This is a genomic window from Rathayibacter sp. AY1F9 (assembly GCF_002932155.1).
Taxonomy (GTDB): Bacteria; Actinomycetota; Actinomycetes; order Actinomycetales; family Microbacteriaceae; genus Rathayibacter.
The window spans coordinates 1-26,797 of the sequence record NZ_PSVA01000033.1; the positions used below are offsets into that span (position 1 = coordinate 1).

The window sequence follows — 26,797 nt, forward strand, 5'->3', positions numbered from 1 at the left end:
GGTGTGGGCCGCGGTCGTCGGAGTCGCGCTCGCCCGCGACCCGATCGCGCCGGTCGGCTTCCTCGGCATCGCGCTGATCCTCGCGGGCGCGGCCGGTACCGCTCGATCAGCGCGTCGAACAGGCCGTTCATCCGCTCGTCGACCACGCGGCGCGACTCGTCGGCGTCGTACCACTCCACGATCTCGCGGGCGCCGTCGCTGAAGCGCACCGAGGGGGAGTACGCCGGGACGAGGCGGCGGATCTTCGCGTTGTCGAACACCATCGAGTGCGCCTTGTCGCCGATGATCCCGGCACCGAGCTCGGGGTCGGCGGCGGCGATCGCGTCGGAGGCGACGTGCACGAGGCGCGGCTCGACTCCGGCCGCCGCGGCGAGGCAGCGGTGGATCTCGTCCCAGGTCGGCGTCTCGTCGCCGGTGATGTGGAAGGCCTCGCCGATCGCGGCGGAGGCGCCGAGGAGGCCGACCAGGCCGACGGCGACGTCGTCGGCGTGCGTGAGCGTCCAGAGCGAGGTGCCGTCGCCGAGGACGACCACCTCCTGGCCGCGGCGCATCCGGTCGACGACGGTCCAGCCTCCGTCGACGGGCAGCGCGGTGCGGTCGTAGGTGTGGGAGGGGCGGACGATCGTGACCGGGAAGCCGCTCGCGCGGTACTCGGCCACGAGCAGGTCCTCGCACGCGATCTTGTCGCGGGAGTACTGCCAGTAGGGGTTCCGGAGCGGAGTCGACTCGGTGACCGGGACGCTGCGCGGCGGCTTCTGGTAGGCCGAGGCCGAGCTGATGAAGACGTACTGGCCCGTGCGGCCGGCGAACACGTCGATGTCCTGCTGCACGTGCTCGGGAGTGAAGGCGACGAAGTCGATCACGGCGTCGAAGCTCCGGTCGCCGAGGGCGGCGGTGACGGAGTCGCGGTCGCGGCCGTCGGCCTGCACCTCGCGGACGCCCTCGGGCAGCGGGCGGAGCGACGTCCGCCCCCGGTTCAGCACGGTCACGTCGTGGCCGAGCCGCAGCGCCTCGCGGACGCAGGCGGCGCTGATGATGCCCGTCCCGCCGATGAACAGCACGCTGAGCGACATGGATCCTCCTCCGGCGGCGCCCGCGGCGGACGCCTCCCGATCCGATTCCCCCACATCGGGACGCCGCACGCGAGTCCCTTGACCCGGCTACCGCTCGACGGGACGCCGGTGCTCGTCCTCCGGCTCGGGGGCGAGCAGCGCCTCCGGAGCGGCCGCCGCGGTCGGCACGTCGGGCGTCGTCCGCTGCTCGAGGGAGCGGCCCCAGGCCGTGCCCGCGAGGATCAGCGCGATGCCGAGGAAGCCGACCGGCGCGATCGGGTCGCGGGCGAGCGCGACTCCGACGACCGCGGCCCACACCGGCTCGGTGCCCAGCAGGAGGCTGACGCGGGAGGGGGAGGTGCGGCGGACCGCCCACGTCTGCACGAGGAAGCCGAAGACGGTGCAGACCAGGACGAGGTAGAGGAACAGGCCGGCGCCCACGGGGTCGAGTCCCGCGACGTACTCGGGGATCGGCACGCCGACGACGAGCGACGCGGCGCTGAAGACGACGGCGCAGGTGCCGAGCTGGACCGTGGTCAGGCGGAGGGAGTCCATCGGCGCCCGGGCCGAGAGGCGGTGCATCGAGGTGACGTGCACGGCCCGTACGACGGCGGCGCCGAGGATCAGCAGGTCGCCGGGGGAGAGCGGGCGGAGGGCGCCGTTGCCGGCGAGCAGCGCGACTCCGACGACCGCGACGAGGCATGCGAGCAGGAAGCGGCCCGGGAGCCGGCGCCTCGAGACGGCGGAGTCGAGGATCGGCGTGATCACGATCGTCAGGCTGATGATGAGGCCCGCGTTGGTGGCGGAGGTGCCGGCGATGCCGTAGGTCTCGAGCGCGAAGATCGTCGCGAGCAGCGCCCCGATGGTCACGCCGACCCGCCACTCCGCCGCGGTGATCCGGTGCCGCCGCGCTGCGACGATCACGGCCAGGCACAGGGCGGCGAGGGTCATCCGCGAGCCGAGCAGCGCCATCACGCTCGAGTCGGTGACGAGCTCCTTCGCCGCGAAGTAGGTCGAGCCCCAGGAGGCGGCGACCACGAGCAGGAGGAGGTCGACCCGGAAGCGGGAGAGGAGAGCGCGCACGGCTCATCGTGGCGGCACAGAGACCCGCAGGACAAGACTGCATCTTCTTCGCCGACGCGTAAGTTGGAGCTCATGGAACTCGGACAGCTCAGGGCTCTGCGGGAGCTCGGCGAGCGCGGGAGCATCGCCGCCGTCGCCGCCGCGATGCGGGTGTCCCCCTCCTCCGTCTCGCAGCAGATCAGCGCGCTGCAGCGCCGCACGCCGACGGCGCTGACCTTCCGCGACGGGCGCCGGACCGCGCTGACCCCCGCCGGCCGCGCTCTCGCGGCCGCCGTGGTCGAGGTGGAGGTGGCGCTCGAGCGCGCGGCGCGGGCGGTCGCGGACTTCGAGGGGGAGCCGAGCGGCACCGTCTCGGTCGCTGCGTTCCACAGCGCGGGGCTGGCGATGTTCGGCCCGCTGCTGGAGGCGCTGCGCGCACCGGGTCGGCCGGGCGTCGCGCTCGCCGACTTCGACGTGGCGCAGAGCGCCTTCGCCGGGCTGACCGCGGATCACGACCTGGTCGTCGCGCACCGGCTCGCCGGCAGCGCCGAGTGGCCCGGGACCGTGCGCTCCACGCCCCTCCTCTTCGAGCCGCTCGACCTCGCGCTGCGGCGCGACCATCCGCTCGCCGCGAAGGACGTCGTCCGTCCCGCCGACCTCCGCGACGAGGAGTGGGTCGCGGTGCACGAGGGCTTCCCCCTGGAACGGGCGATCGACGCCATCGCGGTCCTCGCGGGCGGCGACGCGCGCATCCCGCACCGGATCAACGACTTCCTGGTCGCGGCGGCGGTCGTGTCGGCGGGCGACGGCGTGGCGCTGCTGCCGCGGTACACGACCGACCTGCGGCGCACGCCGGAGGTGGTGCTGCGGCCGCTCGGGATCCCGGGGCTCGGCCGCCACATCGACTGCCTCGCCCGGCCCGAGACGCTGGAGCGCTCGGCCGTGCGGGTCGTGCTCGAGCAGCTGACCGGGATCGCCGCGGGGCTCGCCGCCGCGCCGTAGCATCGTGCCGTGCACCGCCTGATCGAGACCACGGCCGGAGACCCGGCCGCCACGGACCTCTTCGCCCTGCAGGAGGCCGACCTCCTCGCCCGCTACGGCGGCGACGACACCGGTCCGCGTCCGCCCGCCGACGCTCCGACCCTGCTGCTCGAGGTCGACGGCGGGCTCGTCGGCTGCGTGGCGCTCGCGGTCGAGGACGGCATCGGCGAGATCAAGCGGATGTTCGTGGTGAGCGCCGCGCGGGGCCGCGGGCTCAGCCGCGTGCTGCTCGCCGGCGTCGAGCGGCTGGCGGCCCGCGAGGGCGTGGAGCTGCTCCGACTGGTCACCGGCACGGAGCAGCCGGAGGCGATGGCGCTCTACGCGAGCGCCGGCTACGACCCGATCGCGGGCTACGGCTACTGGGGCGACGAGCCGAGCGCCCGCTGCTACGCGAAGCGGCTCGACCGCGAGGCGCTGCTCGCCGACGCGGGCTGACGCCGGGCTGGCGCTGGGCTGATGCCGGGCTGGCCGTTCGGCCGTCGGGGCGTGACGCCGGGCTGACGCCGGGCTGCCCGTTCGGCCGTCGCGGGCCGGCGCCGGACTGACGTCGGGTTCTGCGCTCGGCCGTCGCGGGCTCTCCGGGCCGCTCGGTCCGGGGTGCTCGCGAGTCGGGCCGCCCGCTCGGAGGGTCCGTATCGGCGAGTCCGACGGGGCATCTGCGACGTCGTGCACGACTGGTCGGCGCTGCGGAGAAGTCGCTGAGGATGAGGCGCGGGGGGCGCGGCGCGCCGCCTCAGGGCAGGTTCGCGCCAGAGCGGCCTCGAGCGGCGTGCCCCGTCGCGGAGCAGGCGACTCTGTCGGAGCGGCACGGGCATCCTCCCGCGCCTCTCACCCGACTCTGCCCCCGATACCCAGGGGTGCACGATGACAGAAGGACTCCGATGCAGAACGAAGACACCAGCACGCCGACCGGCGCCCCCGATCGTCTGACCCAGCGCCGAACCGTGGTGAAGGGCGCCGCATGGGCGATTCCTGTTGTGGCCGCCTCGATCGCCGCTCCGATGGCGTCGGCATCAACCGCCCCCCAGTGCGCCCTGCAGGACGCGCAGCGCATCGACGCCACCTCGACCACCGCGCTCGCGGCCCGGACGATCCCCGTGCCCGCGGGAACCCAGTGGGTCCGCTTCACGGCGGTCGGCGGAGACGGCGGCGGCGTCCGCACCGGGTCGGACGTCACCAGCGCCGGTGCGCGGGTGACGGGCACCATCCCCGTCGACGCGCTCGGCGGAGCGTCCGAGATCGTCATCACCGCGGGCTCGGGCGGCAGCAACCAGGCCGGCGGCCGGGGGCTCGGCAACGGCGGGGCTCCGGGCACTCCGGGCTACATCGGCTCCGGAGGAGGGGGCGGGGCCAGCGGGATCACCGCCGCGGGCTCCCTGCTCGTCATCGCGGGCGGCGGCGGCGGTAGCGCAGCCGGCTTCACCTCGAACGACTTCACCCGGTCCGCCCGCGTCGGGCCGAACGCGGGGTCCGGCGGCCCCGTCGGCGGCTCCGGCTACGACAGCGCCGTCTCGCGCGCGACAGCAGCACCGGCTCCACCGAGCAGGCTCCGAGCACCGGCGGAAGCCAGACCGGGCCGGGGCAGCCCGGTGTGACGACGGTGAACGTGACCGAGTCGGTTCTCGGCAGCCCGGGCTCCGGGCGCGACGGCGGTGCCGGCGCACCGAGGACGAACGCGAGCCGCCAGGTGACCTATGCGTCCGGTGGCGGTGGCGGCGGCTACTTCGGAGGTGCCGGCGGCGGCACCTCCCTGTGGGTGCGGGGTGGCGGCTCCTACGCGGCCAACGCGTCGACGGGCGCAGGAGGCAGCAGCTTCGCCGCGTCCGGCGTGACCGTCGAGAACTCCGACGTCGACACCCGTTCGCAGACGATGGGCTACGTGGAGGTCGCCTTCTTCGTCTGCGAGTAGCGCCTGCCCGAAGGCCAGGTGAGCCTCCGTGGTCGCCCGCTCCGGCGTGCGACCACGGAGGCTCGTCGTCGTCACCGTCCGCTCCACGTCGTCCCCGTCCTCCTGATGTCCCATCACCATATCAGTATGGGGCGGGAGGCGCCAGACCTCACTCCTCCTGCGGTTCCGCGCCGTCGTGCTGCAGGCGCACCAGGACGCGGCGGAGGTGCATCGCCGCGAGGACGCCGGGCCCGAGGGTCCGGGAGGTCGCGGCGGTCCGCTCGTCGACGACCTGCACGAGGTGCCGGATCGCGCGGGCCGCGCCCCCGATCGCCCGGTGCGCGGCGGGGGAGTCGGCGTCGTCGCGGTCGATCGCGTCGGCGACCGCCCGGCAGGCCTCGCTCAGCGGCGGGCCGAGCGCCGGATCGAACGGGAGCGCGCCCGGCCGCTCCCAGATGGTGTCCGCGAGGGCGCCGCTCAGATCGCGGACGTGGAAGAGGATCGCGTCGAGCGTCTCGAGGCGGAGGTGGTCGGGTCGGGAGTCGCGCCGGTGCAGCAGTGCGCGCGGGTTGCCCTTGCGGCTCTCGTCCGCGTCCGCGAGGGCCGCGCGGACCTCCTCCGCCGTCCGGGCCAGCTCCTCGCCGTTGCGCGCCCAGGCCTCGTGCTCGGGCGGCCACGTCTCCTCGAGCGCGGCGGCCAGCTGGCGCAGGTGCTCCGCGAGCTCGCGCTGGAACGCGTCGACCCGGGCGGACGCCGCCTCGACGGTGAGCCCGGGGGCGACGACCACGTTCACCAGCAGCCCCACCACCACGCCCACCGCCATCTGCACGAGGTAGCCGAGGGAGTAGTCCTCGGCGTCGGCCCCGCCGATGATGAGCACGAAGAGGGCCGCCATCGGCACGTACTCGCGGCCCGCGCCGAACCACCCCGTCCCCGAGAGGACCACGCCGATCCCGACGACGAGCGGGATCGTCCACCAGGTCGGTCCGACGGTGACGACCACGAGGGCGGCGAGGCCGATCCCCGCCGCGAGCCCGAGCAGGGTCTGCAGTCCGGTGCGGACCGAGCCCATCAAGGTCGGGTACATGCTGACCAGGGCGCCGAGCGGCGCGTAGTACGGGTACTGCTCCGCGACTCCGGGAGCGAGCGGCGCGACGGCCCAGGCGATGCCGACCGCCAGCGCCGTCTTGAGAGCGAGCATCAGGCGCGAGCCGGTGACCGCCTCCCGCCAGGCGAGGGCGGCGCGGGACGTCCGGGTGCGGGGCATCCCGGCACCCTAGGCGAGGGGCGCGGACCGTCTCTCCCCTCTTGACAGCGGAGGCGGAGGCGCGAGCGGCGGTGGAAGAAAGAGGACGGCGGCTCGGGACGGCGGTGCTGATCACGACTCGTGACGAACGTCCGATCCGGCCCACGTCGCCTGCGCCGTTCCGCGGGGCGCCGCGGATCCTTCCTCCGTGACGAGAGCGACCGCGGGGACCGCAGGCGCCGTGAAGCGATGCCACCCCCGCTCACGGGGGCCGTTGAGTTTGCGCAGACGCCCTGTTACCGTGAACAAACCGTGCAGCTGGCGGCGTCGGAGGCCTCGAGGTGGAGGTCGCGCCGGATCCTGCGAGTCACGGCGAGTTCTTCTCCGAGGTCCACCGGGCCTCTCCTGTTGGCGCCCTCCGGCGCCTCTCCGCAGCCCCCCCGCCCCCGGGGGCGCGCCGCTCACGGTGCGCCTCCGGGCCCCACGCCGCCCCTGACGATGGAGTCACGATGACGACCGCATCGACGCCCGTCGACGCCGAGCTCCCCCGATCCGCGGGGCTCCGGCGCCGCCACACGGCCGGGCTGCTGATCCTCCTCGCCGCGGTGGCTCCGCTGCCCTTCACCGCCGCCTCCCCGGCCGTCGCCCTCGGCGAGCCGACCTCCACCGACCCGATCGCGCCGGACACCGCCGACCCCGCGATCGAGTTCCACGACGGCGACTGCTCCATGGTCGCGACAGCCCGGGCAACCCCGTCGTGATGCGGAAGGCGCCCACCCTCGCGGCACTCGGCACCACCGCCCCGACCACCGGGTACACCGACACGAACCCCGGCGGCTGATCCCTCGTGCCGGTCGAGCGGCTGCCCCTCCCTGCCGGTCGAGCAGCCGCCCGGCGGCGTATCGAGCCCCTCGTGCTCCGCACACAGGCTCCGACACGCCCCTGACGGCGCTGCTCGACCCAGCAGGGCTCGGCACCCCGAGATCCTCTCCCCCTCCCTGAACCGCACCACTCCACTGAAGGAGCACCATGCCCCCCACCACCACACCCGCGCGGCGAGCGCCGCTGCGCGCAGCGCTCGCCGCGCTCGGCCTCGGAGCAGTGCTGCTCTCGGGCCTCGTCGCCCCGGCTCCGGCCGCGCAGGCGGCCGATGCCGTGATCCCGCAGCAGGGCCTCCTCGCCGACTACCGGTTCACGCAGACCACCGGCAGCACGGTCCCGAACACCGTGAGCGGAGGCGTGGGAGCCGCCACCGTCCGCAACGCGACCGACGCGCTCTGGACCGGCACGTCGCTCCGCCTCACCGGCGGCCCCAAGAGCAGCACCACCGCCCCCTGGGTGCAGCTGCCCGCGAACCTGCTGACCGGCCGCTCGTCGGCCACCGTCACGATCGAGACCCGCGCCGACGCGTCGATGCTCTCGAACTTCCACTTCCTGTGGAACATCGGCAGCGACAGCACGAACCAGTACTGGTTCGCGTCCGTCCGCGACCGGGTGCGCACCGCGATCACGACCAGCGGAGGGAACGGCGAGAACAACGCCCGCAGCGCCTCCGCCCTGACCGCCGACCGCTGGTACAGCCTCACCTCGGTGATCGACGGCAGCGCCGGCACGATCTCGTTCTTCGTCGACGGCGTCCAGGTCGCCTCGGCGCCCACCGCTCTGCGCCCCTCGTCGGTGGCGGACCAGTCGCTGAACACGATCGGCCGAGCACCGTACCCCGACCCGTTCTACACGGGCGAGGTCTCGGCGTTCCGCGTCTACGACCGCGCGCTCACCGGGGCGGAGGTGGTGGCCGTGTCGAGCGTCGACGCGAAGCCTCACGCCTCCACGTTCTCCCCGATCGCCGCCGCCGTGCTGGCCGGGGTCGCCCCGCTCACCGTCGACGACTCGACCACGAACCTGCCCGACTACGGGGGAGCGGTGACCTGGTCCTCCAGCGACCCGACCCTGCGCGTCTCGGCCGACGGCCGCACCCTCAGCGCCGACCGCCCCGCCGTGGGCCAGGCCGCGCGCACCTCGTCGCTCACCGCGACGGCGTCGATCCGCGGAATCGTGCAGACCCGCTCGGTCGCCGTGACCGTCGAGCCGCAGGTCGGCGTCGACACCCCCTACGGCTACCTGATGGTCCACTTCGTCGAGGACTCCCAGGGCTACGCCGAGAAGATCTACCTCGACGTCTCCCGCGGCGACGACCCGGAGAAGTGGGACCCGCTCAACGGCGCGAAGCCGATCCTGGCCTCCGACCTCGGCACCACCGGTGTCCGCGACCCGTACCTGACCTACAACCCCGACACGAAGAAGTACTACATCATCGCCACGGACCTCCGCGTCTTCGGCGGCGACCGGGGCCCCAGCACCTGCGACACCTGGTGCTACTGGACCACCAAGGGCAGCACGAAGATGAACGTCTGGGAGTCGAGCGACCTCGTGTCGTGGAGCGACGTCCGCCAGTTCGACGTGGCGCTCGACGCCGCGGGGACGAAGAAGCTCGAGGCCGGCATGATGTGGGCTCCCGAGGCCACGTGGGTGCCGGACTACGCGGGACCCGGCAAGGGCGCGTTCGTCGTCTACTGGTCCTCGACGGTCTACCCGACCGCGGCGCACACGCCGGGCACCGGATCCTCCCGCGTGCTCTGGGGAGCGACCACGGACTTCACGCAGGCCACCTACTCGTACGGCGGCACCTTCATCGACACCGGGGCCGACACGATCGACACCACGCTGATCCAGGACTCCGGCACGACCTACCGGATCTCGAAGGACAACGGCACCGGCAAGGGCATCTACATGGAGTCGACCACCTCGGCGACCTGGTGGCTGCCGACGACCTCGTGGACGCAGATCCAGTCGCGCATCGGCGCGGTGTGGTCCGGCGGCAACCCCGGTGGGGTCGAGGGCCCCGCGGTGTTCAAGGACCACGGCGAGGACACCTGGTACCTGTACGTCGACGTGATCCCCGCGACCGGCTACAAGCCGATGGTGACGAACGACCTCGACACGGGCTGGACCCAGCTCACCGACCCGGGCTTCTCGCTCGCCTCGTCGACCAAGCACGGCGGCATCGTCTCGCTGACCGCGGGGCAGTACGCCGAGGTCCGCTCGGCCGACGCCGCCTCCGCGGTCCGCTCCGACCTCGGCGAGGTGACGGTCGCCTCCGGCGCCGACGCCGCGGCGGCTCTGCCCGCCCGCGCCGACGTCGTGCTCGCCTACAACCGGGGCACCGCCTCGCAGCCGGTCACCTGGAACACCTCCGCGGTGGCGACGGCGCCCGGCCGCTACTCCGTCACCGGAGTCGTCCGCACCATCGGTGCGAACGACAACCAGTGGGTGGGCGCGAACGGATCGACGGCCTACGACGCCGCCGACCGTCGGCTCTCGAGCTCCACGGCCGTCACGGTCACCGCGACCGTGGTGGTGACGGCACCGACCTCGACGCTCACCGCGTCCACCCGCTGCGTCGCGGGCAAGGTCGTCCTCACCGGAGTGGTGAAGAACACGGGCACGACGCCCCTCTCGGTCGTCATCCGCTCGCCGTTCGGCGCCTCGCAGACGCTGACCGCCGCCCCCGGCGCCAGCGCCTCGGCCGCCTTCACCACCCGTCAGGCCTCCGTCCCGGCCGCCTCGCTCACCGCGGGCGCCCTGACCGCGGCCTACCCGGCGCGCACCTGCTGACGCACGCGCGCCGCTGACGCCGAGACGGCCCGCCCCGTCCGAGACACCGCCTCACCGCGGTGCCTCGGCCGGGAGCGGGCCGTCTCGGCGTCCGGCGCCTCAGCGCTCCGCGCGGGCCGCCCCACATCCCGGCACGGCAGGCTGTACGGATGAGCGCGCCTGGAACCACCGACCCCCTCGACCGCGTCCGCGTGCGCGGCGCCCGCGAGAACAACCTCCGGAGCATCGACGTCGACGTGCCGCGCGACACCCTCGTCGCCTTCACGGGGGTCTCCGGATCGGGCAAGAGCTCGCTCGCCTTCGGCACGCTCTACGCGGAGGCGCAGCGCCGCTACTTCGAGTCGGTCGCCCCCTACGCGCGGCGGCTGATCGACCAGGTCGGCGTGCCGGACGTCGACTCGATCGAGGGCCTGCCGCCGGCCGTCGCCCTCCCGCAGCGGCGCTCCGGGGGCTCGGCCCGCTCCACGGTCGGCAGTGCGACGACGCTCTCGAGCGTGGTGCGGATGGTGTTCTCGCGCATCGGCGCCTATCCCGAGGGCGCGCCGATGCTGCTCGCAGAGGACTTCTCGGCCAACACCGTGCAGGGCGCGTGCCCCAGCTGCCACGGCATCGGCCGGGTCTACGACGTCCCCGACGAGCTGATGGTGCCGGACGACTCGCTCTCGATCCGCGACGGGGCGCTCGCCGCCTGGCCGACCGCCTGGCACGGCAAGCAGCTGCGCGACAGCCTGATCTCGCTCGGACACGACATCGACGCTCCGTGGCGCGACCTGCCCGCGGAGGACCGCGACTGGATCCTGCACACTCCCGACTCCCCGCAGGTTCCCGTGTGGACCGACCGCTCTCCCGCGGAGGTGCGCGCGGCCGTGGCCGCCGGTGACGAGCCGCGCTACATGAGCACGTTCCTCGGGGTGCGCCGCTACGTGCTCGACACCTTCGCCGGCTCGAAGAGCGCCCGGATGCGCGAGCGCGCGGCCTCGTTCGTCGTCAGCGTCGCCTGCCCGGTGTGCGGCGGCCGGAGGCTGAAGCCCGACGCGCTCGCCGTCACCTTCGAGGGGCTCGACATCACCGAGCTGTCAGCGCTCCCGCTCGAGGAGCTGGTCGTCGTCGCGCGGCGCGTGCTGGAGCCCGGCTGGACCCCGGCCGACGGCGCTCCGCAGACCCGCCTGGCCGCGCAGCGGCTGGTCGAGGACCTCGTCGCCCGCCTCGCGCCGATCGTCGACCTGGGCCTCGGCCACCTCTCGCTCGACCGCTCCACGCCGACGCTCTCCTCGGGGGAGCTCCAGCGGATGCGCCTCGCGACGCAGGTGCTCTCGCGCCTCTTCGGCGTCGTCTTCGTGCTCGACGAGCCGTCCACGGGCCTGCACCCCGCCGACACGGAGGCGCTGCTCGGCATCCTGCGGACCCTGCGGGCGACCGGCAACACCGTCTTCTTCGTCGAGCACTCCCTCGACGTCATCCGCGAGGCCGACTGGATCGTCGACATCGGCCCGGGCGCGGGGTCGGGGGGCGGCACCGTCGTCTACTCCGGCCCGCTCGACGGCCTGCCGGGCGCCCGCGGCTCCGTCACCCGCCGCTACCTCTTCCCCGAGGGCGACCCGGCGCCGCTGCGCTCCCGCCGCACCGCGGAGCAGTGGATCGAGCTCGCCGGAGTCTCGCGGCACACCCTCGACAACCTCTCCGTCGCGTTCCCGGTCGGGGTTCTCACCGCGGTCACCGGCGTCTCCGGATCGGGCAAGTCGACGCTCGTGAACCAGGCGCTGCCCGATCTGCTGCGCGCCTCGCTCCGCGCCGACGTCTCCGAGGACGCGTCGGCCGAGGAGGGTGGGGAGGCGGACCCGCTGCTCGACGCGGCCGCGGCGGCGACCCGCGGCACCGCCTCCGGGCCCGCGGACCGCCTGCGCCGGGTGGTGCAGGTGACCCAGACCCCGATCGGCCGGACCTCGCGCTCGAACGTCGCGACGTACACGGGCCTGTTCGACCGGGTGCGGACGCTCTTCGCGGCCACTCCGGAGGCGAAGCGCCGCCGCTTCTCGGCGAGCCGATTCTCCTTCAACCTGCCCAGCGGGCGCTGCCCCGTCTGCAAGGGCGAGGGCTCCGTGGAGGTGGAGCTGCTGTTCCTCCCGACCGTCGAGGCGCCCTGCTCGGCGTGCGGCGGCACCCGGTACAACGACGAGACGCTCGAGGTCACCCTGGGCGGCCGGACGATCGCCGACGTCCTCGCGCTGAGCGTCGCCGATGCGCGCGAGGCCTTCGCCGAGGACCGCGAGGTCGCCCGCCACCTCGACGCGCTGGTGGACGTGGGGCTCGGCTACGTCTCGCTCGGCCAGCCGGCGCCCGAGCTGTCCGGGGGAGAGGCGCAGCGGGTGAAGCTCGCCTCGGAGCTGCGTCGCGCCCAGCGCGGGGACACGCTCTACCTGCTCGACGAGCCGACGTCGGGCCTGCACCCCGCCGACGCCGACCGCCTGCTCGAGCACCTGCAGCACCTGGTCGACGCGGGCAACACGGTGATCGTCGTCGAGCACGACATGCGCGTCGTCGCCGACGCGGACTGGGTCGTGGACCTCGGCCCGGGGGCGGGCCGGGCCGGCGGCTCGGTGGTCGCGACGGGCACTCCGGAGGAGGTCGCCGAGGCCGCGGGCAGTCGCACCGCTCCGTACCTCCGGGCGGCTCTGGACCGGCGCCGCTGAGCGCTCGAGGACCCTGTCAGTCCTCTCACCGAAACCTCGCCGAAAACTATTGTTAACGGTAACATCCAAGGCGGCCCGCCCCCCTGGGCCGGATTTCTCAACGACGAGAGGCCTCACGAATGAGACGACGACTCCCCCTGGCCACCGTGGCGGTGATGGCGCTGACGGCGGGTCTCCTGTCGGTCGGCCCCACGGCCCAGGCCGCCCCCACCACCTCGCTCGACGCCGCGAAGGTGCTCGAGCTCCCGTTCGACGGGTCGCTCGCCGACACCAGCGGTCGTGGTACCGCCCTCGGGATGCAGAAGGGCACCGCCTCCTACGGCACCGGCCTGAACGGCCGGGCGTTCGAGTTCACCGGATCGAACGCGATCTCGCTCGGCACTGCGGCGGCGCTGCAGCCCGCCGACCTCACCGTCTCGTTCTGGTACAAGCCGACCAGCGCGATGACCGGTGAGCAGGTCTTCACCTGGAACAAGACCGCCTACAACTCCGACGGCTGGTACCTCACCTCCGAGGGCGACGGCACTCCGCTCGCCCTCTCGATCGGCCCGTCCGGCGGTCAGCCGTACAAGGTCGCCGTCGAGACCGCGCGCTCCGGCTTCTTCCCCGCGGGGGAGTGGACGCACGTGGTCGCCACGTACGACAAGAGCACCAAGGCCGTCGCCTTCTACCGCAACGGGGTGAAGCAGACCGCCGTCGTCAAGACCGCGCCGTCCTCCTCCGCATCCGGCGTCCTCGGCTCCGAGAGCACCTCGACGAAGACCCTCGGCTTCAACGGCCCCCAGTACAACGGCGCGCACCTGCGCGGCCTGCTCGACGACTACGCGCTCTACAACGGCGTCGCGACCACCACCGACGTCGTCGCCCTGACGAAGGCCGGCAACCCCTCCTTCGACCCCGCGAGCATCGCACGGGCCGACCTCGAGCTGGTCGCCCCGCCCGCGAGCACCAGCACCGGCTTCACCCTGCCCACCGTCGGCGCGAAGGGGTCCGCCCTCAGCTGGACCTCCTCCGACCCGGCGACCGTCGCGATCAGCGGAGGCACGGCCGCGGTCACGCCGCCCACCGGCTCCGCGACGCAGGTCGTCCTCACCGGCTCCGCCACCTACGGGGGCAGCACCGCGGTCACGAAGACCTACACTCTCCAGGTGCAGCCCCGGGGAGTGAAGACGTCGAACTACCTTCTGGAGGCCGGCCTGTCCGACGTCTCCGTGCAGGACCCCTACCTCGAGAACGGGGAGCAGCAGACCGTCGAGTACCTGCTGAGCCTCGACCCCGAGATGTTCCTCTACTCCTTCTACCGCGAGGCCGGGCTCACGCCGACCACCAGCGGCGGATACGGGGGCTGGGAGCGCGAGAACGGCACCCGGTTCCAGGGCCACTTCTTCGGCCACTACCTCTCGGCGCTCTCGCAGGCCTACGCGACCGAGGAGGACGCGGCCACCAAGGCGGCTCTGCTCGCGAAGCTCACCGCTTCCGTCGACGGTCTGAAGAAGGTCCAGGACGCCTACGCGCTGAAGGACCCCGCGAACGCCGGCTACGTCTCGCCGTTCCCGACCCGCTACCTCCCCTCGGGCGGCGACGGCCTGCTCGTCCCCTTCTACAACCTGCACAAGGTGCTCGCAGGCCTCCTCGACGCCCACGACCAGGCGCCCGACGCCGTCTCGCAGAAGGCGCTCACCGTCGCCGGCGGCTTCGGCAGCTGGATCACCGCCTGGGCGGGCCGCCAGGCCAACCCCGGGCAGCTCCTGAACACGGAGTACGGCGGAATGAACGAGGCGCTCTACCGCCTGTACGAGACCACGCACGACCCGGCGCACAAGCGCGCGGCCGAGTACTTCGACGAGACCGCGCTGTTCCAGAAGCTCGCGAACAACGAGGACGTCCTCAACGGGCTGCACGCGAACACGACCGTCCCGAAGCTGATCGGCGCGCTGAAGCGCTACCGCGTCTTCACCGACGACCCGGCGCTCTACGCCACGCTCACCGCCGCGGAGAAGTCGGATCTCGACATGTACCGCCGTGCCGCCGAGAACTTCTGGCGCATGGTCGACGAGACCCACACCTACGCCAACGGCGGCAACAGCCAGTCCGAGCACTTCCACGCACCCGGCACCCTGTACGAGTACGCCACGAACGGCCAGACCACCGGCTACGGCGAGAACTCGACCTCCGAGGGCTGCAACATCTACAACATGCTCAAGCTCACCCGGGCGCTGTTCCAGGTGACCGAGGACGTGAAGTACGCCGACTTCTACGAGGAGACGTTCATCAACGGCGTCCTCTCGGTGCAGAACCCGGACACCGGCATGGTGACCTACTTCCAGCCGCAGACCGCGGGCTACGCCAAGGTCTTCGGGCACGAGCTCGACGAGTTCTGGTGCGACCACGGCTCGGGTATCGAGAGCTTCACCAAGCTCGGCGACTCGATCTACTTCGAGAAGCCGAAGACCGTCTTCGTGAACCAGTTCCGCTCCTCGGTCCTCCGCTCCTCCGCGAACAACCTCCGGCTGACCCAGACGGCGGACATCCCGAGCACGGACACGGCGACCCTGAGGGTCGAAGCGCTGGCCGGAGGAGCCGTGGCCGCGGACACGACCCTCAAGCTGCGCGTGCCGTCCTGGATCGACGGAGCGCCGACGCTCACCGTGAACGGTGCCGTCCGTGCCGTCACGGCCCAGGCCGGATACGTCTCGGTCGCCGTCGCCGCCGGTGACGTGCTGACCTGGAAGCTGCCCGCCGCGGTCAGCGCGGTCGCGGACACGGAGAACCCCGACTGGACCGCGTTCCGCTACGGACCGGTGCTGCTGGCGACCGAGCTCAACCGCTCGAACGTCGAGGCGTCCTACGTCGCCGGCGTCCTGGTGCGCATGGGCACGGCCGACAAGTCCGTGAACTCGAACGTCGTCGTCGCGGACTCCGCGGCCTGGAAGTCCGCGGTCCGCGGCAACCTGGTCCGCCTGCCCGACGGCGCGGACGGCAACGGCCGCACGACGATGCGCTTCGGCATGAAGAACGTCGACGCCGCGTCCGCCGCCCGGGTGTTCACTCCGTACTACAGCCTCTACAACGCCCGCTACGCGACCTACATGACCCTGATCGAGCCCGACTCGGCCGCGGCCCAGGAGCTGATCCGGACGCAGAAGGAGCAGCTGCGCGTCGACGAGACGACGATCGACTCCCTCACCTCCTTCGACAACAACAACAGCGAGGCCGACAAGAACTACAAGACCGCGCGGTCCTCGGTGGGGACCTGGCGCGGCGAGGGGTACCGCGACGGCGAGCGCTCGGCGGAGGCGTACTTCCAGTACGACATGATCGTCGACCCGGCTCTGCCGGCGAACTACCTCGGGGTCCGCTACTACGGCGGCGACGCGGGACGCACCTTCGACGTCTACCTCAACGACGTGAAGCTCAAGACCGAGGTGGTCTCGGGAGCGGCCGGAGCGACGAGCTGGTACGTCCAGTACGACCGGATCCCGGCGTCGATCCTCAGCGGTCTCGCCGCGAAGGACAGCTACAAGCGCGACCAGAGCGGGAAGTACGTGCTCGACGCGAAGGGGCAGAAGATCCCCGTCGTCACGGTGCGCTTCCAGGGCACCGGATCCAGCTACGTCGGCGGTGTCTTCGGGGTCTACACGACCGAGTCGACCACCTACGCTGCGGACCCGGAGCTGACGAAGCTCTCCTCCGACGTCGGGACGCTCTCGCCGGCTCTCGCCGCCGGGGTCAGGGACCACACGCTCACGGTGCCGGCCGGCACGACGAGCGTCTCGCTCGACCTGGACCCGGCCGTGCCCAGCGGCTTGGTGAAGGTCGACGGCGTGCTGATCGACGACACCCTCCGCCGCACGGTGCCGCTCGCGGCGTCGGGCACGACGAGCGTGGTCGTCGAGTCGTCGGCGCAGGACCACACGACGACAGCGACCTACCGCCTCTCCATCGTCCGCGCCTCCGCGGCGACGGTACCGACGACCGTGGCGGCCACCAGCCGCTGCGTGGCGGGCAAGGTCGTGGTGACGGTCTCCGCTCGGAACGACGCGAAGGTCCCAGCGGCGATCACCATCGCGTCCTCCTGGGGCTCGAAGTCGTTCACCGGGATCGCTCCGGGGTCGAGCGCGTCCCACGCCTTCACCACCCGCGCCGCCTCGGTGGCCGCGGGCTCGGCGACGGTGACCGCGACGGCCACCCTGGACGGAGCCGCAGTGACGACCACGAAGCAGGCCGCGTACTCCGCTCTCACCTGCAAGTGACGTGACGACGACGGCCGCCGGGGATCGCCCCCGGCGGCCGTCGTCGTCAGTCGGAGGCGCGGTAGAGGCCCTGGAGCAGCCCGATGACGTCGCCCAGGACGGGCGGCGGGTCGCTCCGGATCCACGCGGCGTGCACGGGGACCGGCGGGGCGTCGCGGACGACCCGGTAGGCGAGGCCCTGCCGTCGGTACTGGCTCACCGTCGACTCCGCGGTCACTCCGCGGGCGGTGCCGCTGCTGATCACCGTGAGCCAGTCGTCGACGTCGGTCGTCGGGACGGTGATCCGCGGCCGGTCGTGCTCGGGCCAGAGGTCGAGCCGGGTGCTCCCGGTCCGGTCGTCGAGCGCGAGCGGAGCGGTCGCCACCTGGGCGAGGGTGACCGTGCGCTTCGCGGCGAGCGGGTCGTCGACGGACAGGGCGCAGTAGCGCTTCTCGGTGCCGATCAGAGCCGACTCGACGTCCGCAGCCGGAGATCCGCGCCGGAGGATCGCGAGATCGCTGAGGCCCTCCGCGAGCCCCGCGGTGGGCGTGTTGGAGCGGATCAGCCGCAGCTCGTGGCGGGGGAGCGCCGCGGCCCAGCGGCGCTGGAACTCCTGGGTGTGCTCGCCGAGAGCCGACCAGGCGTAGCCGATCCGGATCGTGTCCGTCCCGGCCGCCGCCTCCTCGCGCAGATCGTCGACGACGGCCAGGACGCGGCGGGCGTGCCGCAGCACCCGCTCGCCCGCCGGCGCGAGCTCGACGCTGCGGGTCGTCCGGTGGAGGAGCCTTCGTCCGAGGACGGACTCGAGCGCCGCGACGTTGCGGGAGACCGCCGTCTGGGAGATGCCGAGGTCGATCCCCGCGTCGGTGAAGGTCCCGGCGTCCACGACGCCGACGAACGACCGGAGGTGGCGCAGTTCCAGATCCATGACCGCATCCTATTCATGCGGTTCCCGCATCGATCGGACCGGTGATGCATTGTGAGCCGGGGCCGGACGGCTCGCAGACTTCCGGCATGACGAAGCAGCTCCCCGGCGACGGCCGGACCGTCGGCGTCGCGACCGCCCTCGCGAGCGCCCTCTCGAACCAGCTCGGGGCGGCCTCCGGGACTCTGGCCTTCCCGGTCCTGGGATCCGTCGGAGTGGTCGCCGTCCGGCAGATCGTCGCCGCGCTGATCCTCCTCCCGGTCGTGCGGCCGCGGATCCGCGACCTGACCCGCGCGCAGTGGTGGCCCGTCCTGCTCCTCGCCGTGGTGTTCGGAGCGATGAACCTCACGCTCTACGCGGCCATCGACCGCATCGGGCTGGGGCTGGCGGTGACCCTGGAGTTCTGCGGGCCGCTGGCGGTCGCGCTCCTCGGCTCCCGGAGCAGGACCAGCGCGCTCTGCGCCCTCGTCGCCGGAGCAGGCGTCGTCGCGATCGCCGGGCCGAGGCCATCGTCCGACCAGGTGGGGATCGCGCTCGGTCTCGCGGCCGCGTGCTGCTGGGCCGCGTACATCCTGCTCAACCGGATCATCGGACTCCGTCTGCCCGGAGCGCAGGGGACCGCCACGGCGACCGGGATCTCCGCCGCCGTCTTCCTGCCCGTCGCCGTCTGGACGCTCGTCTCGACCCGCCCCGACGCGGGCACCGTGCTCCTGGCGGTCGGCGCCGGCGTCCTGGCGACGGCCGTCCCGTTCGTGGCCGACGTGATCGCGCTCCGGAGGCTCCCGGCGGGCGTGTTCGGGACGCTCATGAGCGCCAACCCCGTCCTGGCCGCCCTCATCGGCGCGGTCGTGCTCGGGCAGGACGTCGGCGCGGCCGGATGGATCGGCATCGCCCTCATCGTCACCGCGAACGCGGCGGTCCTCCGGCGGGGGCGTCGCGCGCGGTGAGGCCCGGCGGCGGGCCGAGCGAGAGGTGATCCCGTCGAGATGCCGCCGCTGTGCGTTACCTGTTCGTTATGAAAAAGGCGCTTACACGACCAAACCAGGGACACCCTGGGAAACGGCAGGTCGCGGGAGAAAACTCTCCTCCATGAACCAGACAGCGGCACCTGTGCGCGAGCATCGAGCTCTCTACTTCCTGCTCGCCGCCCTCGCGGGCATCGTCACGGGCGGAGTCCTCCTCGCCGTCGCCGAGCTCATCGCCCTCGCGGTCGCCCGCACCGCGAGCCCCGTGCTCGCGCTCGGCGCCTTCATCGTCGACATCGTCCCGCGCCCGCTCAAGGAGTTCGCGATCGAGACGTTCGGCGAGAACGACAAGACCTTCCTGCTCGGCAGCGTGGGCGCCGCGGTCGTCGTCGCCGCCGCGATCGCCGGAGTGCTCCAGCTGGTCCGCCCGCCGCTCGGCCAGGTGCTGCTCGTGATCGCCGGCGGCCTCTCGATCGCCGCCATCGTGACCCGCACCGGAGCGTCGCCGCTCGCTGCGGTGCCCACGCTGGTCGGACTCGTCGTCGCCGTCGTCGTCATGCACCTCCTCTTCACGCGCCTGCGCGGCTGGCGTGCGGCCCGGGCCTCGGAGGCCAGGGGAACATCCTCCGAGGCCCGTCCGGGCGCCCTCGAGCGCCGCGGCTTCTTCCGCATCGCGCTGATCTCCGCCGTCGGCGCGGCAGTCGTCGGCACCGGTGCCCGCCTAGTCAACGCGGCGACCTCCTCCCTCGCCGGTGTCCGCGACGCCCTGCGCCTGCCGTCCCCGCGCAGCACCGTCTCGGTCCCCGCGGGCGCCGAGCTCGACATCGAGGGCATCACCCCGCTCTACACGCCGAACGCCGACTTCTACCGCGTCGACACCGCCCTCACCGTGCCCAACCTGGACCCGTCGGCCTGGTCGCTGAAGATCACCGGCATGGTCGACCGCGAGGTGACGCTGAACCTCCAGCAGATCTTCGACATGGGCCTCGACGAGTACGGCATCACCCTCACCTGCGTCTCGAACCAGGTCGGCGGCAACCTCGTCGGCAACGCCAAGTGGCTCGGCGTCCCCCTGCGCGACGTGCTGAAGATGGCCGGCGTGCAGAGCGGAGCCGACATGCTCCTCTCGACCAGCAGCGACGGCTACACGGCGTCCACCCCGATCACCGCGGTCACGGACGAGAACCTCGACGCGATCCTCGCCGTCGGCATGAACGGCGAGCCCCTCCCGTTCGAGCACGGCTTCCCGGTGCGGATGATCGTGCCCGGCCTCTACGGCTACGTCTCGGCCACCAAGTGGCTCACCGAGCTCAAGGTCACCACCTTCGAGGCCGACCAGGCCTACTGGACCCCGCGCGGCTACTCCGCCGAGGCCCCCATCAAGATGTCCTCGCGGATCGACACCCCGCGGATCGGCGTCCCCGTCACCTCGGGCGCTCTCAAGATCGCGGGCGTCGCCTGGGCGCAGAGCATCGGCATCGAGAAGGTCGAGGTGAGCATCGACAACGGCGACTGGCAGGAGGCGACGCTCTCGACCCCGGTCAACCTCGACACCTGGGTGCAGTGGTTCGTCGACTGGGACGCCCAGCCCGGCTCGCACTACGTCGCGGTCCGCGCGGTCGACAAGAACGGCATGGTTCAGATCGAGGACCGCGCGCCGGTCGCGCCCGACGGATCCTCCGGCTGGCAGCGCACGCTCATCAACGTCACCTGACGCCCTGCGGAGGCGCCGATCCCCGGGGGTCGGCGCCTCCGGTGCGTCCGGCGTCCGTCGCGACGACGCCCCCGCAGTGCGGACGGCCCTGACGCGACGTCGCCTCCGCGGCACGTCCCGGCCCGGCGCGCAAGCCTCCGCGGCGGCGCGGCCCGCGAGGAGGCGCCGCTCTAGCCTTCGAGGATGCGCTCCCGGCTCCTCCACCTCCGCGAATCCTTCTGGTTCCTCCCGGCCCTGTTCGGCGTCCTCGCCGTCGGGCTGGCGCTGGGGCTGGTCGAGGTCGACCATCTGCTGGTCCGCGCCGGCGTCAGCGACATCCCCCTGATCGAGGACCTGTCGCCGACCGGCGGCCGGGCGATCCTCTCGGCGATCGGCGGGACGATGCTGGGCGTCGCCGCGACCTCGTTCTCGATCACGATCTCGGTGCTGGCGACCACGTCCTCCGCCTACGGGCCCCGGCTGGTCCGCAACTTCATGGCCGACCGCGGCAACCAGGTCGTCCTGGCGGTGCTCACGTCCACGTTCCTGTACTCGCTGATCGTGCTGCGCGCGGTGCACACCGAGGAGGACGCGTCGCTGACGTTCGTGCCGGTGGTGGCCGTCTCGTTCTCGGTGCTGCTCGCGGTGGGCGACGTCGCGGTGCTCGTCTACTTCATCCACCACATCGCGCTGTCGGTGCAGGTGACGACGCTGCAGCAGCGGGTGCTCGGCGAGCTCGTCGACGTGATCGAGCGACTGCATCCGGAGGACGGTGAGGAGCCGGTGGACGCGCAGGAGGCCCTGCTCGCGGAGGAGGCCCTGCCGCCGGCGGGGCGCGAGCCGGTCGTGCTGTGTGCGGTGCGCGGGGGCTACGTCGAGCAGCTCGAGGTCGAGCGGCTGGTCGCCCTGGCCCGCCGCGGCGACGCGCGGCTCCGGGTGCTCGCGCTGCCCGGCGACCACGTCCTCGTCGGCGACCCGGTGCTCGAGGTCCTGGAGGGGTCCGTCGCCCAGGAGGAGGCGGTCGCCGCGGTCGTCGTCGCCGACGCGCGCACCCCGCACCAGGACCTCCGCTACGCCGTCCAGCAGGTGGTCGAGATCGGAGTCCGCGGGCTCGCGACCGGCACCAACGACCCGTACACCGCGGTCGGCGCCGTCGAGGCCCTGACCAGCGCGCTCGTCGACCTCTGCGGTCGGCCGGAGGCGCGCGGCCGCTACTCCGACGCCGACGGAGTCGTCCGCCTGGTCGTCCCGTGGCCTCGAGCGGGCGAGCTTCTGGCCGACGTGTTCCTCGCCCTGCGCTCGTACGCGATGGAGCAGCCGCTCGTCGTCCGCGCCGGCGTGCGCCTCGCCGAGCGGCTCGCGGTCGTCGCCCGCGGCGGGACCCGCGTCGAGCTGCACCGCCAGGTCCAGGCGTTCGCCGCCGCGCACGCCGCCGCCGACGGCGACGCCCTCGAGGCGCCGGCCCTGCGCGCGTCGCTCGCCGCGCTCGAGGCGCGCCTCGCGGCCTGAAGCCGGCCTGCCGGATGCTCCGGGAGGCCGCACCGCCCATGGAGTGCTCGAATCGATTCGAGTAGGCTCGGCGCATGACAGAGAACACCACTGAGCTGCGCGTGGGGGTCGTCGGCCTCGGCTTCGCCGGCACCACCCACCTCGACGCCTTCCAGTCCCTGCCCGGCGCCCGCGTCGTCGCGCTCGCCGGCCAGGAGGAGGCGCGCTTGCACGAACTCGGCGCGACCCGCGGCGTCCCCGACCTCTACGCCGACTGGGAGGAGCTCGTCGCCCGCGACGACCTCGACGTCGTCTCCATCGGCGTCCCGAACCACCTGCACCACCCGATCGCCGTGGCCGCGCTCGCGAGCGGCAAGCACGTCTTCTGCGAGAAGCCGCTCGCCACCACCGCCGAGCTGGCGGCCGAGATGGTCGAGGCCGCCCGCACGAACGACCGGGTGCTCGAGATCGCGTACAACCACCGCCGCCGCGCCGACGTCGCCTTCCTCCGCGACTACCTCGACGACGCGCCGCTGGGCGACGTCTACCACGCCCGCGCGAGCTGGCAGCGGCGCACCGGCATCCCCGGCATCGGCTCCTGGTTCACCAGCAAGGAGCTCGCCGGCGGCGGCCCGCTCATCGACCTCGGCTCCCACGTGCTCGACATCGCGCTGCACCTGCTCGACGAGCCGCGCGTGACCAGCGTCTCGGCGGTCGCGTACGGCGAGATCGGCCGCTCCGGCCGCGGAGGGCGCCCGCACGGCGTCGCCGCCACCGGCACGCACGCGTTCGAGGTGGAGGACTTCTCGAGCGCCCTGCTGCGCCTCGACAACGGCCGCTCGCTCCAGCTCGACGCCTCCTGGGCCAGCTACTCGAAGGTCGACGAGGACATCGAGGTCGAGCTGCTCGGCTCGGCCGGGGGCGCGCGCCTCCACATCGCCGACTACGCCACGGAGGGGACTCTGACGCTCTACTCCGAGGTCGCCGGAGCGCCGACCGTCTCGCACCCCGACGTGAAGGTCCCCGCCGGGCACCACCGCTCCGTCATCGCCGAGTTCCTGGAGGCCATCGCCTCGGGAGCCGACGCGCCCGCGGGCGGCCCCCGCTACTCCGGCCACTACGGCGAGTACGCGCTGCACCGCAGCCGGGTGGTCGACGCGATCTACCGCTCCGCCGCCGAGAAGCAGGAGGTGGCGGTCGCATGAGCGCCCCGATCGAGGTCCTCGTCTGGAACGAGTTCCGCCACGAGACCCGCGGCGACGAGACCGTGCTGCGCCACTACCCGGACGGCATCCACCGCGTCATCGCGAACGGGCTCGCGGAGTCGCTCGGCGACGCCGTCTCGGTGCGCACCGCGACGCTCCCCGAGCCCGAGCACGGGCTCACCGAGGAGGCGCTCGCGACGACGGACGTGCTGCTGTGGTGGGGGCACATCGCGCACGAGGAGGTGTCGGACGAGGTCGTCCAGCGGGTCCTGCGGCACGTGCAGGAGGGGATGGGGATCCTGGTCCTGCACTCGGGCCACTACTCGTCGATCTTCAAGGCGCTCATGGGCACGACCTGCTCGCTGAAGTGGCGCAACGACCGCGACCGCGAGCTGGTCTGGACGATCGCGCCCACGCATCCGATCGCCGAGGGCGTGCCCAGCCCGCTGATCATCCCCGAGCAGGAGATGTACGGCGAGTACTTCGACATCCCGGTGCCGGAGGAGACGGTGTTCCTGTCGACGTTCACCGGCGGCGAGGTGTTCCGCTCCGGCGTGACCTACACCCGCGGCCTCGGGAAGGTCTTCTACTTCTCGCCCGGCGACCAGGACTACCCCGTCTACCACCACCCGGACATCCGGCGCGTGCTGGCGAACGCCGTCCGCTGGGCCCGCCCGACCCGGCCGCGCACGCCCCTCACGGCCGACCACCACCCCCGGGGCTGGTTCGAGTCCTGACGCGAGCTCCCGCGCCCTCCCCTCCCTCTCCGCGAGATGCCGCTCCGGTACGCGACACGCCGTGCCGGGCGCACCGACGTGGCGTCCCGCGGGGGAGGTACTGGGGGGATGCAGCAGTCGGAGGGGCGCGAGCCGGACGAGGTGCGCCGGTACGGGGAGGCTCCGGAGCAGATCGCGGACGTCTTCCGCGGGGCGCCCGGCGACGCGCGCCGGCCGGTCGTGCTCGTGCACGGCGGGTTCTGGCGGGCGCGGTGGGACCGGCGGCACGCCCGGCCGCTCGCGGCGGCGCTGGCCGACCGCGGGCACGACGTGCTCCTCCCCGAGTACCGGCGCACGGGCGACACGGGAGGCGGCTGGCCGAGCACCGGCGACGACGTCCTGGCCGCGCTCGCGGCGCTCCCGGCACTGCTGCCCGGCGCCGGACCGGTCGCCCTCGTCGGCCACTCCGCCGGCGGCCACCTCGCCGTCTGGTCGCAGGCCGCCCGTCCGTCGCCGCACGTCGCCGCTGTGGTGGCGCTGGCGGGCGTGCTCGACCTGGCCGCCGCCTCCGCCGACCGCCTCAGCGACGACGCCGTGGGGGAGCTCCTCGGCGGCGACCTCGCGCTGCTCCCGGGCGCCGACCCCGCGCAGCTGCCCGCGCCGCCGCAGCCGACCACGCTGATCCACGGCCTACTCGACGAGGACGTCCCCGTCGCCTACAGCCGCCGATACGCCGACCGGCATCTCGCCGTGCAGCTGCACGAGCTCGCCGACGCCGACCACATGGCGCTCGTCGATCCGACGACGGCAGCCTTCGCGATCCTCCTCGCCGCGCTCGGCTGACGCGCGCCGGGAGCGGGACTGCGACGCTCCGCCCGCCGAGGCGCGACGGGGACAGGCCGCCTACAGGACCGGCGGGTACAGGAAGAGCGGGACCTGCGCGGTGGGGAAGGTGCGGGTCACGTAGCTGTGCTTGCCGCCGTAGTTGTACTCCTCGAGGAGCACGGTGCCGTCGTCGTTGACCTTCTGCACGTAGGAGACGTGGTTGTAGGTCCACCACGCGACGCAGCCGACGATCGGGACGCTGCTGGTCGCCCAGCCCTTCGCGGCCCAGTTGTCCGGCCACTCGTAGGCGCTGCCGCCGAGCGGGGTGATGTTGCCCCACGTGTACTTCCACGGCGCGGAGGTGCGGCCGGCGTCGCGGTTGAGGCGCCAGGCCACGAAGTCGACGCACTCGCGGTAGTAGTAGCCGAGGGGCGAGAGTCCGCCGCCGTCGTCGTCGATGGTCTCGTAGGGCCACGGGTAGTCGTCGCCGACCGCGCGGGTCTGCACGGTCGAGAACTCGCCGCCGTTGGATCCGGAGAGCACGGCCGCCTGGCGGCTGGCCTCGTCGAGCTGCGCCTGGGTCGGTGCGGCGAAGGCGTCGCGGACGGCGGTCTGGCCGGCGGCGTCGGAGGAGACGGTGAGGTTCTGGAGGCCGACCCGGTTCGCGGCGGCGCGGCCGGTCGCGGTGGCGGAGGAGCTGCGGGCGCCGTACGCGGGGATCGCGGCCGTGGCGAAGAGGCCGCCGACCACCGAGAAGGTGCCGAAGGCCAGGGCGCGGCGGCTGAGGCCGCGGGCCCGGGCGGGCTCGGCGGCGCGGGGAGCGACGGGGCGGGAGGCGGACGCGCGGCGCGGTGAGGCCGGGATCGACCGGGAGGCGGGGGAGGCGACGGCGGGGACCTCGACCGAGACGGTCGGAGCGGTCGCCACGGCCGTTGCGGCGTCGACGGCGGTGGGCGCGGAGTCGCCAGCGCCTGCGGAAGCGGCGGAGTCGTCCGATCCGCTGCCCTCGACCGCGGTGCCGGCGGTCGCCGCGCCCGTCTCCGTCTCGGCCCGGGCCGCACGGCGCTCGGCCTCGCGGGCCTCGCGCCGGGTCAGGGGTGCAGTGGTCGGGGTGCCGGCACTCTCCTCAGGGATGGGAATGCCTGGCTTCGACACGCGTGCGTTCTCCTCGGATGACGGTGGTGACGGGGGGTCGGGGGCCGGTGGGGATCCGGCGACGAGCCACTCTAGCCCGAGGCCCGCGCATAACGGAACGATCACGACGGATCCGGCACGGATGCTCCGACCGCTCGCGCCCGTGCGGTGCCAGGATGGGGCGCAACCGGGAAGGAGCTCCTCATGACCGCACCCACCCCCACCGGGCCCGTCCTCGTCGGCATCGTCGACGGCCAGCGACCCGAGGTCCTGCGCACCGCCGCCCGCGTCGCCGCCGACGCCGGAGCCGCCCTGCTGCTCGTGTCGGTCTCGGCCGATCCGTACCTCGTCGGCGAGTACGTCGATCCGATGACCGGCGGCATCCCGCTCGGCTTCGTCGGCGCCGCGGCCGACCGCGGCGAGGGCCCGTCCCTCCCGCCCGGGCTCCGCGAGACGGTCGAGCACGAGCTGGACGGCAGCACCGTGCAGTGGTCGCTGCGCGCGGCGCGGGGCGAGCCCGCCCTGGCGCTCGCCGAGGTCGCCGAGGAGGTCGACGCGCGGATGATCGTGGTCGGCACCCGCGACGCGGGCGTGCTCGCGAGCATCGCCGAGTTCCTCAGCGGGAGCGTCGCCGCCCACCTCGCGCACCGCCAGCACCGCCCCGTGCTCGTCGTCCCGCGCGCCGACCGCGACCCGTCGCGCCCGGCGCCCTGGGACCTCGCGGAGTGACGCGACCCCTCCACCTGCGCCCCTCCGCGATCCTCCTCGTCGCGGCGGGCGGAGCCGTCGGCACGGCTGCCCGCGCCGCGATCGGCGCCGCACTGCCCCCGTTGGGCGTCGTGCCGGTCGCGACGCTCGCTGGGCCGGCCTGGGGTACGGCGTCGGCACGGCTGCGCTCGCCGTCGCGGCGGCCGCCGCGACGGCGAGCGCAGCCGTGCCGACGCCGTACCCCAGGCCGGC

At 73.4% G+C, this 26,797-nt stretch carries 20 protein-coding genes; 15 read left to right on the forward strand and 5 right to left on the reverse strand.

All coding sequences use genetic code 11. The annotated features are described in order from the left end of the window. Both C5C37_RS15755 and C5C37_RS15760 read right to left on the reverse strand, forming a co-directional pair. On the reverse strand, nt 1–1,073 hold a 1,073-nt coding region (locus C5C37_RS15755), incomplete at its 3' end, for an SDR family oxidoreductase (protein WP_104339236.1). Nucleotides 1,074–1,160: 87 nt separating this feature from the next. Then, nucleotides 1,161–2,135 (reverse strand): DMT family transporter, encoded by a 975-nt coding sequence (locus C5C37_RS15760; protein WP_219814502.1) that lies wholly within the window; start codon nt 2,133–2,135, stop codon nt 1,161–1,163. A 72-nt stretch (nt 2,136–2,207) separates the two neighbouring features. Here C5C37_RS15760 and C5C37_RS15765 point away from each other — a divergent pair, with 72 nt between their 5' ends. The 4 genes from C5C37_RS15765 (at nt 2,208) to C5C37_RS15780 (ending at nt 5,064) form a co-directional block, all read left to right on the forward strand. Then, nucleotides 2,208–3,116: a LysR family transcriptional regulator gene (locus tag C5C37_RS15765; protein WP_104226987.1), complete on the forward strand. Its 909-nt coding sequence runs from the start codon at nt 2,208–2,210 to the stop codon at nt 3,114–3,116. Nucleotides 3,117–3,125: 9 nt separating this feature from the next. Then, nucleotides 3,126–3,590 (forward strand): GNAT family N-acetyltransferase, encoded by a 465-nt coding sequence (locus C5C37_RS15770; RefSeq protein ID WP_104226986.1) that lies wholly within the window; start codon nt 3,126–3,128, stop codon nt 3,588–3,590. A 446-nt stretch (nt 3,591–4,036) separates the two neighbouring features. Next, nucleotides 4,037–4,750: a hypothetical protein gene (locus C5C37_RS15775; RefSeq protein ID WP_146085256.1), complete on the forward strand. Its 714-nt coding sequence runs from the start codon at nt 4,037–4,039 to the stop codon at nt 4,748–4,750. 11 nt (nt 4,751–4,761) lie between these two features. Further along, nucleotides 4,762–5,064, forward strand: coding sequence for a hypothetical protein (locus C5C37_RS15780; RefSeq protein WP_146085257.1), 303 nt, complete (start codon nt 4,762–4,764; stop codon nt 5,062–5,064). A 148-nt stretch (nt 5,065–5,212) separates the two neighbouring features. On the opposite strand, the gene C5C37_RS15785 is transcribed toward C5C37_RS15780, so the two are convergent. Next, nucleotides 5,213–6,310, reverse strand: coding sequence for an aromatic acid exporter family protein (locus C5C37_RS15785; RefSeq protein ID WP_104339239.1), 1,098 nt, complete (start codon nt 6,308–6,310; stop codon nt 5,213–5,215). A gap of 488 nt (nt 6,311–6,798) precedes the next feature. Between C5C37_RS15785 and C5C37_RS15790 the strand changes: the two genes are divergently transcribed. The 4 genes from C5C37_RS15790 (at nt 6,799) to C5C37_RS15805 (ending at nt 16,907) form a co-directional block, all read left to right on the forward strand. Next, nucleotides 6,799–7,050: a hypothetical protein gene (locus C5C37_RS15790; protein WP_104226573.1), complete on the forward strand. Its 252-nt coding sequence runs from the start codon at nt 6,799–6,801 to the stop codon at nt 7,048–7,050. A gap of 268 nt (nt 7,051–7,318) precedes the next feature. Then, nucleotides 7,319–9,964, forward strand: a complete 2,646-nt coding sequence (locus C5C37_RS15795) for a LamG-like jellyroll fold domain-containing protein (RefSeq protein ID WP_104339240.1) — start codon at nt 7,319–7,321, stop codon at nt 9,962–9,964. Between the two features lie 149 nt (nt 9,965–10,113). Next, entirely contained in the window at nt 10,114–12,654 is a 2,541-nt protein-coding gene (locus tag C5C37_RS15800; RefSeq protein ID WP_104339241.1) for an excinuclease ABC subunit UvrA, read from the forward strand. Between the two features lie 119 nt (nt 12,655–12,773). Beyond that, on the forward strand, nt 12,774–16,907 hold the full coding sequence (locus tag C5C37_RS15805; protein ID WP_104339242.1) for a beta-L-arabinofuranosidase domain-containing protein: 4,134 nt from the start codon (nt 12,774–12,776) through the stop codon (nt 16,905–16,907). A 46-nt stretch (nt 16,908–16,953) separates the two neighbouring features. Here C5C37_RS15805 and C5C37_RS15810 read toward each other — a convergent pair whose 3' ends face one another. Then, a complete protein-coding gene (locus tag C5C37_RS15810) occupies nt 16,954–17,814 on the reverse strand; it encodes a LysR family transcriptional regulator (RefSeq protein ID WP_104339243.1) in 861 nt (286 codons plus the stop codon). An 86-nt stretch (nt 17,815–17,900) separates the two neighbouring features. Here C5C37_RS15810 and C5C37_RS15815 point away from each other — a divergent pair, with 86 nt between their 5' ends. The 6 genes from C5C37_RS15815 to C5C37_RS15840 all read left to right on the forward strand — a co-directional run bounded on the left by C5C37_RS15815 (nt 17,901) and on the right by C5C37_RS15840 (nt 24,721). Continuing rightward, on the forward strand, nt 17,901–18,758 hold the full coding sequence (locus C5C37_RS15815; protein WP_104335843.1) for a DMT family transporter: 858 nt from the start codon (nt 17,901–17,903) through the stop codon (nt 18,756–18,758). Between the two features lie 142 nt (nt 18,759–18,900). Further along, nucleotides 18,901–20,490, forward strand: coding sequence for a molybdopterin-dependent oxidoreductase (locus C5C37_RS15820; protein WP_104226578.1), 1,590 nt, complete (start codon nt 18,901–18,903; stop codon nt 20,488–20,490). Between the two features lie 183 nt (nt 20,491–20,673). Next, nucleotides 20,674–21,978: a DUF2254 domain-containing protein gene (locus C5C37_RS15825; protein ID WP_104339244.1), complete on the forward strand. Its 1,305-nt coding sequence runs from the start codon at nt 20,674–20,676 to the stop codon at nt 21,976–21,978. A gap of 74 nt (nt 21,979–22,052) precedes the next feature. Continuing rightward, complete coding sequence (locus C5C37_RS15830; protein WP_104248208.1) at nt 22,053–23,162, forward strand: Gfo/Idh/MocA family protein; 1,110 nt, start codon at nt 22,053–22,055, stop codon at nt 23,160–23,162. Then, entirely contained in the window at nt 23,159–23,899 is a 741-nt protein-coding gene (locus C5C37_RS15835; protein ID WP_104339245.1) for a ThuA domain-containing protein, read from the forward strand. The genes C5C37_RS15830 and C5C37_RS15835 overlap by 4 nt, the downstream gene beginning before the upstream one ends. A gap of 108 nt (nt 23,900–24,007) precedes the next feature. Then, nucleotides 24,008–24,721 carry an alpha/beta hydrolase gene (locus C5C37_RS15840; protein WP_104339246.1) on the forward strand — a complete coding sequence of 238 codons (714 nt, stop codon included), beginning with the start codon at nt 24,008–24,010 and terminating at the stop codon, nt 24,719–24,721. A gap of 60 nt (nt 24,722–24,781) precedes the next feature. On the opposite strand, the gene C5C37_RS15845 is transcribed toward C5C37_RS15840, so the two are convergent. Then, nucleotides 24,782–25,858 carry a CHAP domain-containing protein gene (locus tag C5C37_RS15845; protein ID WP_181073507.1) on the reverse strand — a complete coding sequence of 359 codons (1,077 nt, stop codon included), beginning with the start codon at nt 25,856–25,858 and terminating at the stop codon, nt 24,782–24,784. 183 nt (nt 25,859–26,041) lie between these two features. Between C5C37_RS15845 and C5C37_RS17275 the strand changes: the two genes are divergently transcribed. After that, a complete protein-coding gene (locus tag C5C37_RS17275) occupies nt 26,042–26,566 on the forward strand; it encodes a universal stress protein (RefSeq protein WP_104239244.1) in 525 nt (174 codons plus the stop codon). The last annotated feature ends 231 nt before the right edge of the window (nt 26,567–26,797 follow it).

What these genes read in the sequence shown, in the direction of transcription:
- C5C37_RS15765 (WP_104226987.1), top strand. Translation starts at nt 2,208, where the DNA reads ATGGAACTCGGACAGCTCAGGGCTCTGCGGGAGCTCGGCGAGCGCGGG.
- C5C37_RS15775 (WP_146085256.1), top strand. Translation starts at nt 4,037, where the DNA reads ATGCAGAACGAAGACACCAGCACGCCGACCGGCGCCCCCGATCGTCTG.
- C5C37_RS15785 (WP_104339239.1), bottom strand. Translation starts at nt 6,310, where the DNA reads ATGCCCCGCACCCGGACGTCCCGCGCCGCCCTCGCCTGGCGGGAGGCG.
- C5C37_RS15790 (WP_104226573.1), top strand. Translation starts at nt 6,799, where the DNA reads ATGACGACCGCATCGACGCCCGTCGACGCCGAGCTCCCCCGATCCGCG.
- C5C37_RS15795 (WP_104339240.1), top strand. Translation starts at nt 7,319, where the DNA reads ATGCCCCCCACCACCACACCCGCGCGGCGAGCGCCGCTGCGCGCAGCG.
- C5C37_RS15800 (WP_104339241.1), top strand. Translation starts at nt 10,114, where the DNA reads ATGAGCGCGCCTGGAACCACCGACCCCCTCGACCGCGTCCGCGTGCGC.
- C5C37_RS15805 (WP_104339242.1), top strand. Translation starts at nt 12,774, where the DNA reads ATGAGACGACGACTCCCCCTGGCCACCGTGGCGGTGATGGCGCTGACG.
- C5C37_RS15810 (WP_104339243.1), bottom strand. Translation starts at nt 17,814, where the DNA reads ATGGATCTGGAACTGCGCCACCTCCGGTCGTTCGTCGGCGTCGTGGAC.
- C5C37_RS15815 (WP_104335843.1), top strand. Translation starts at nt 17,901, where the DNA reads ATGACGAAGCAGCTCCCCGGCGACGGCCGGACCGTCGGCGTCGCGACC.
- C5C37_RS15820 (WP_104226578.1), top strand. Translation starts at nt 18,901, where the DNA reads ATGAACCAGACAGCGGCACCTGTGCGCGAGCATCGAGCTCTCTACTTC.
- C5C37_RS15825 (WP_104339244.1), top strand. Translation starts at nt 20,674, where the DNA reads ATGCGCTCCCGGCTCCTCCACCTCCGCGAATCCTTCTGGTTCCTCCCG.
- C5C37_RS15830 (WP_104248208.1), top strand. Translation starts at nt 22,053, where the DNA reads ATGACAGAGAACACCACTGAGCTGCGCGTGGGGGTCGTCGGCCTCGGC.
- C5C37_RS15835 (WP_104339245.1), top strand. Translation starts at nt 23,159, where the DNA reads ATGAGCGCCCCGATCGAGGTCCTCGTCTGGAACGAGTTCCGCCACGAG.
- C5C37_RS15840 (WP_104339246.1), top strand. Translation starts at nt 24,008, where the DNA reads ATGCAGCAGTCGGAGGGGCGCGAGCCGGACGAGGTGCGCCGGTACGGG.
- C5C37_RS17275 (WP_104239244.1), top strand. Translation starts at nt 26,042, where the DNA reads ATGACCGCACCCACCCCCACCGGGCCCGTCCTCGTCGGCATCGTCGAC.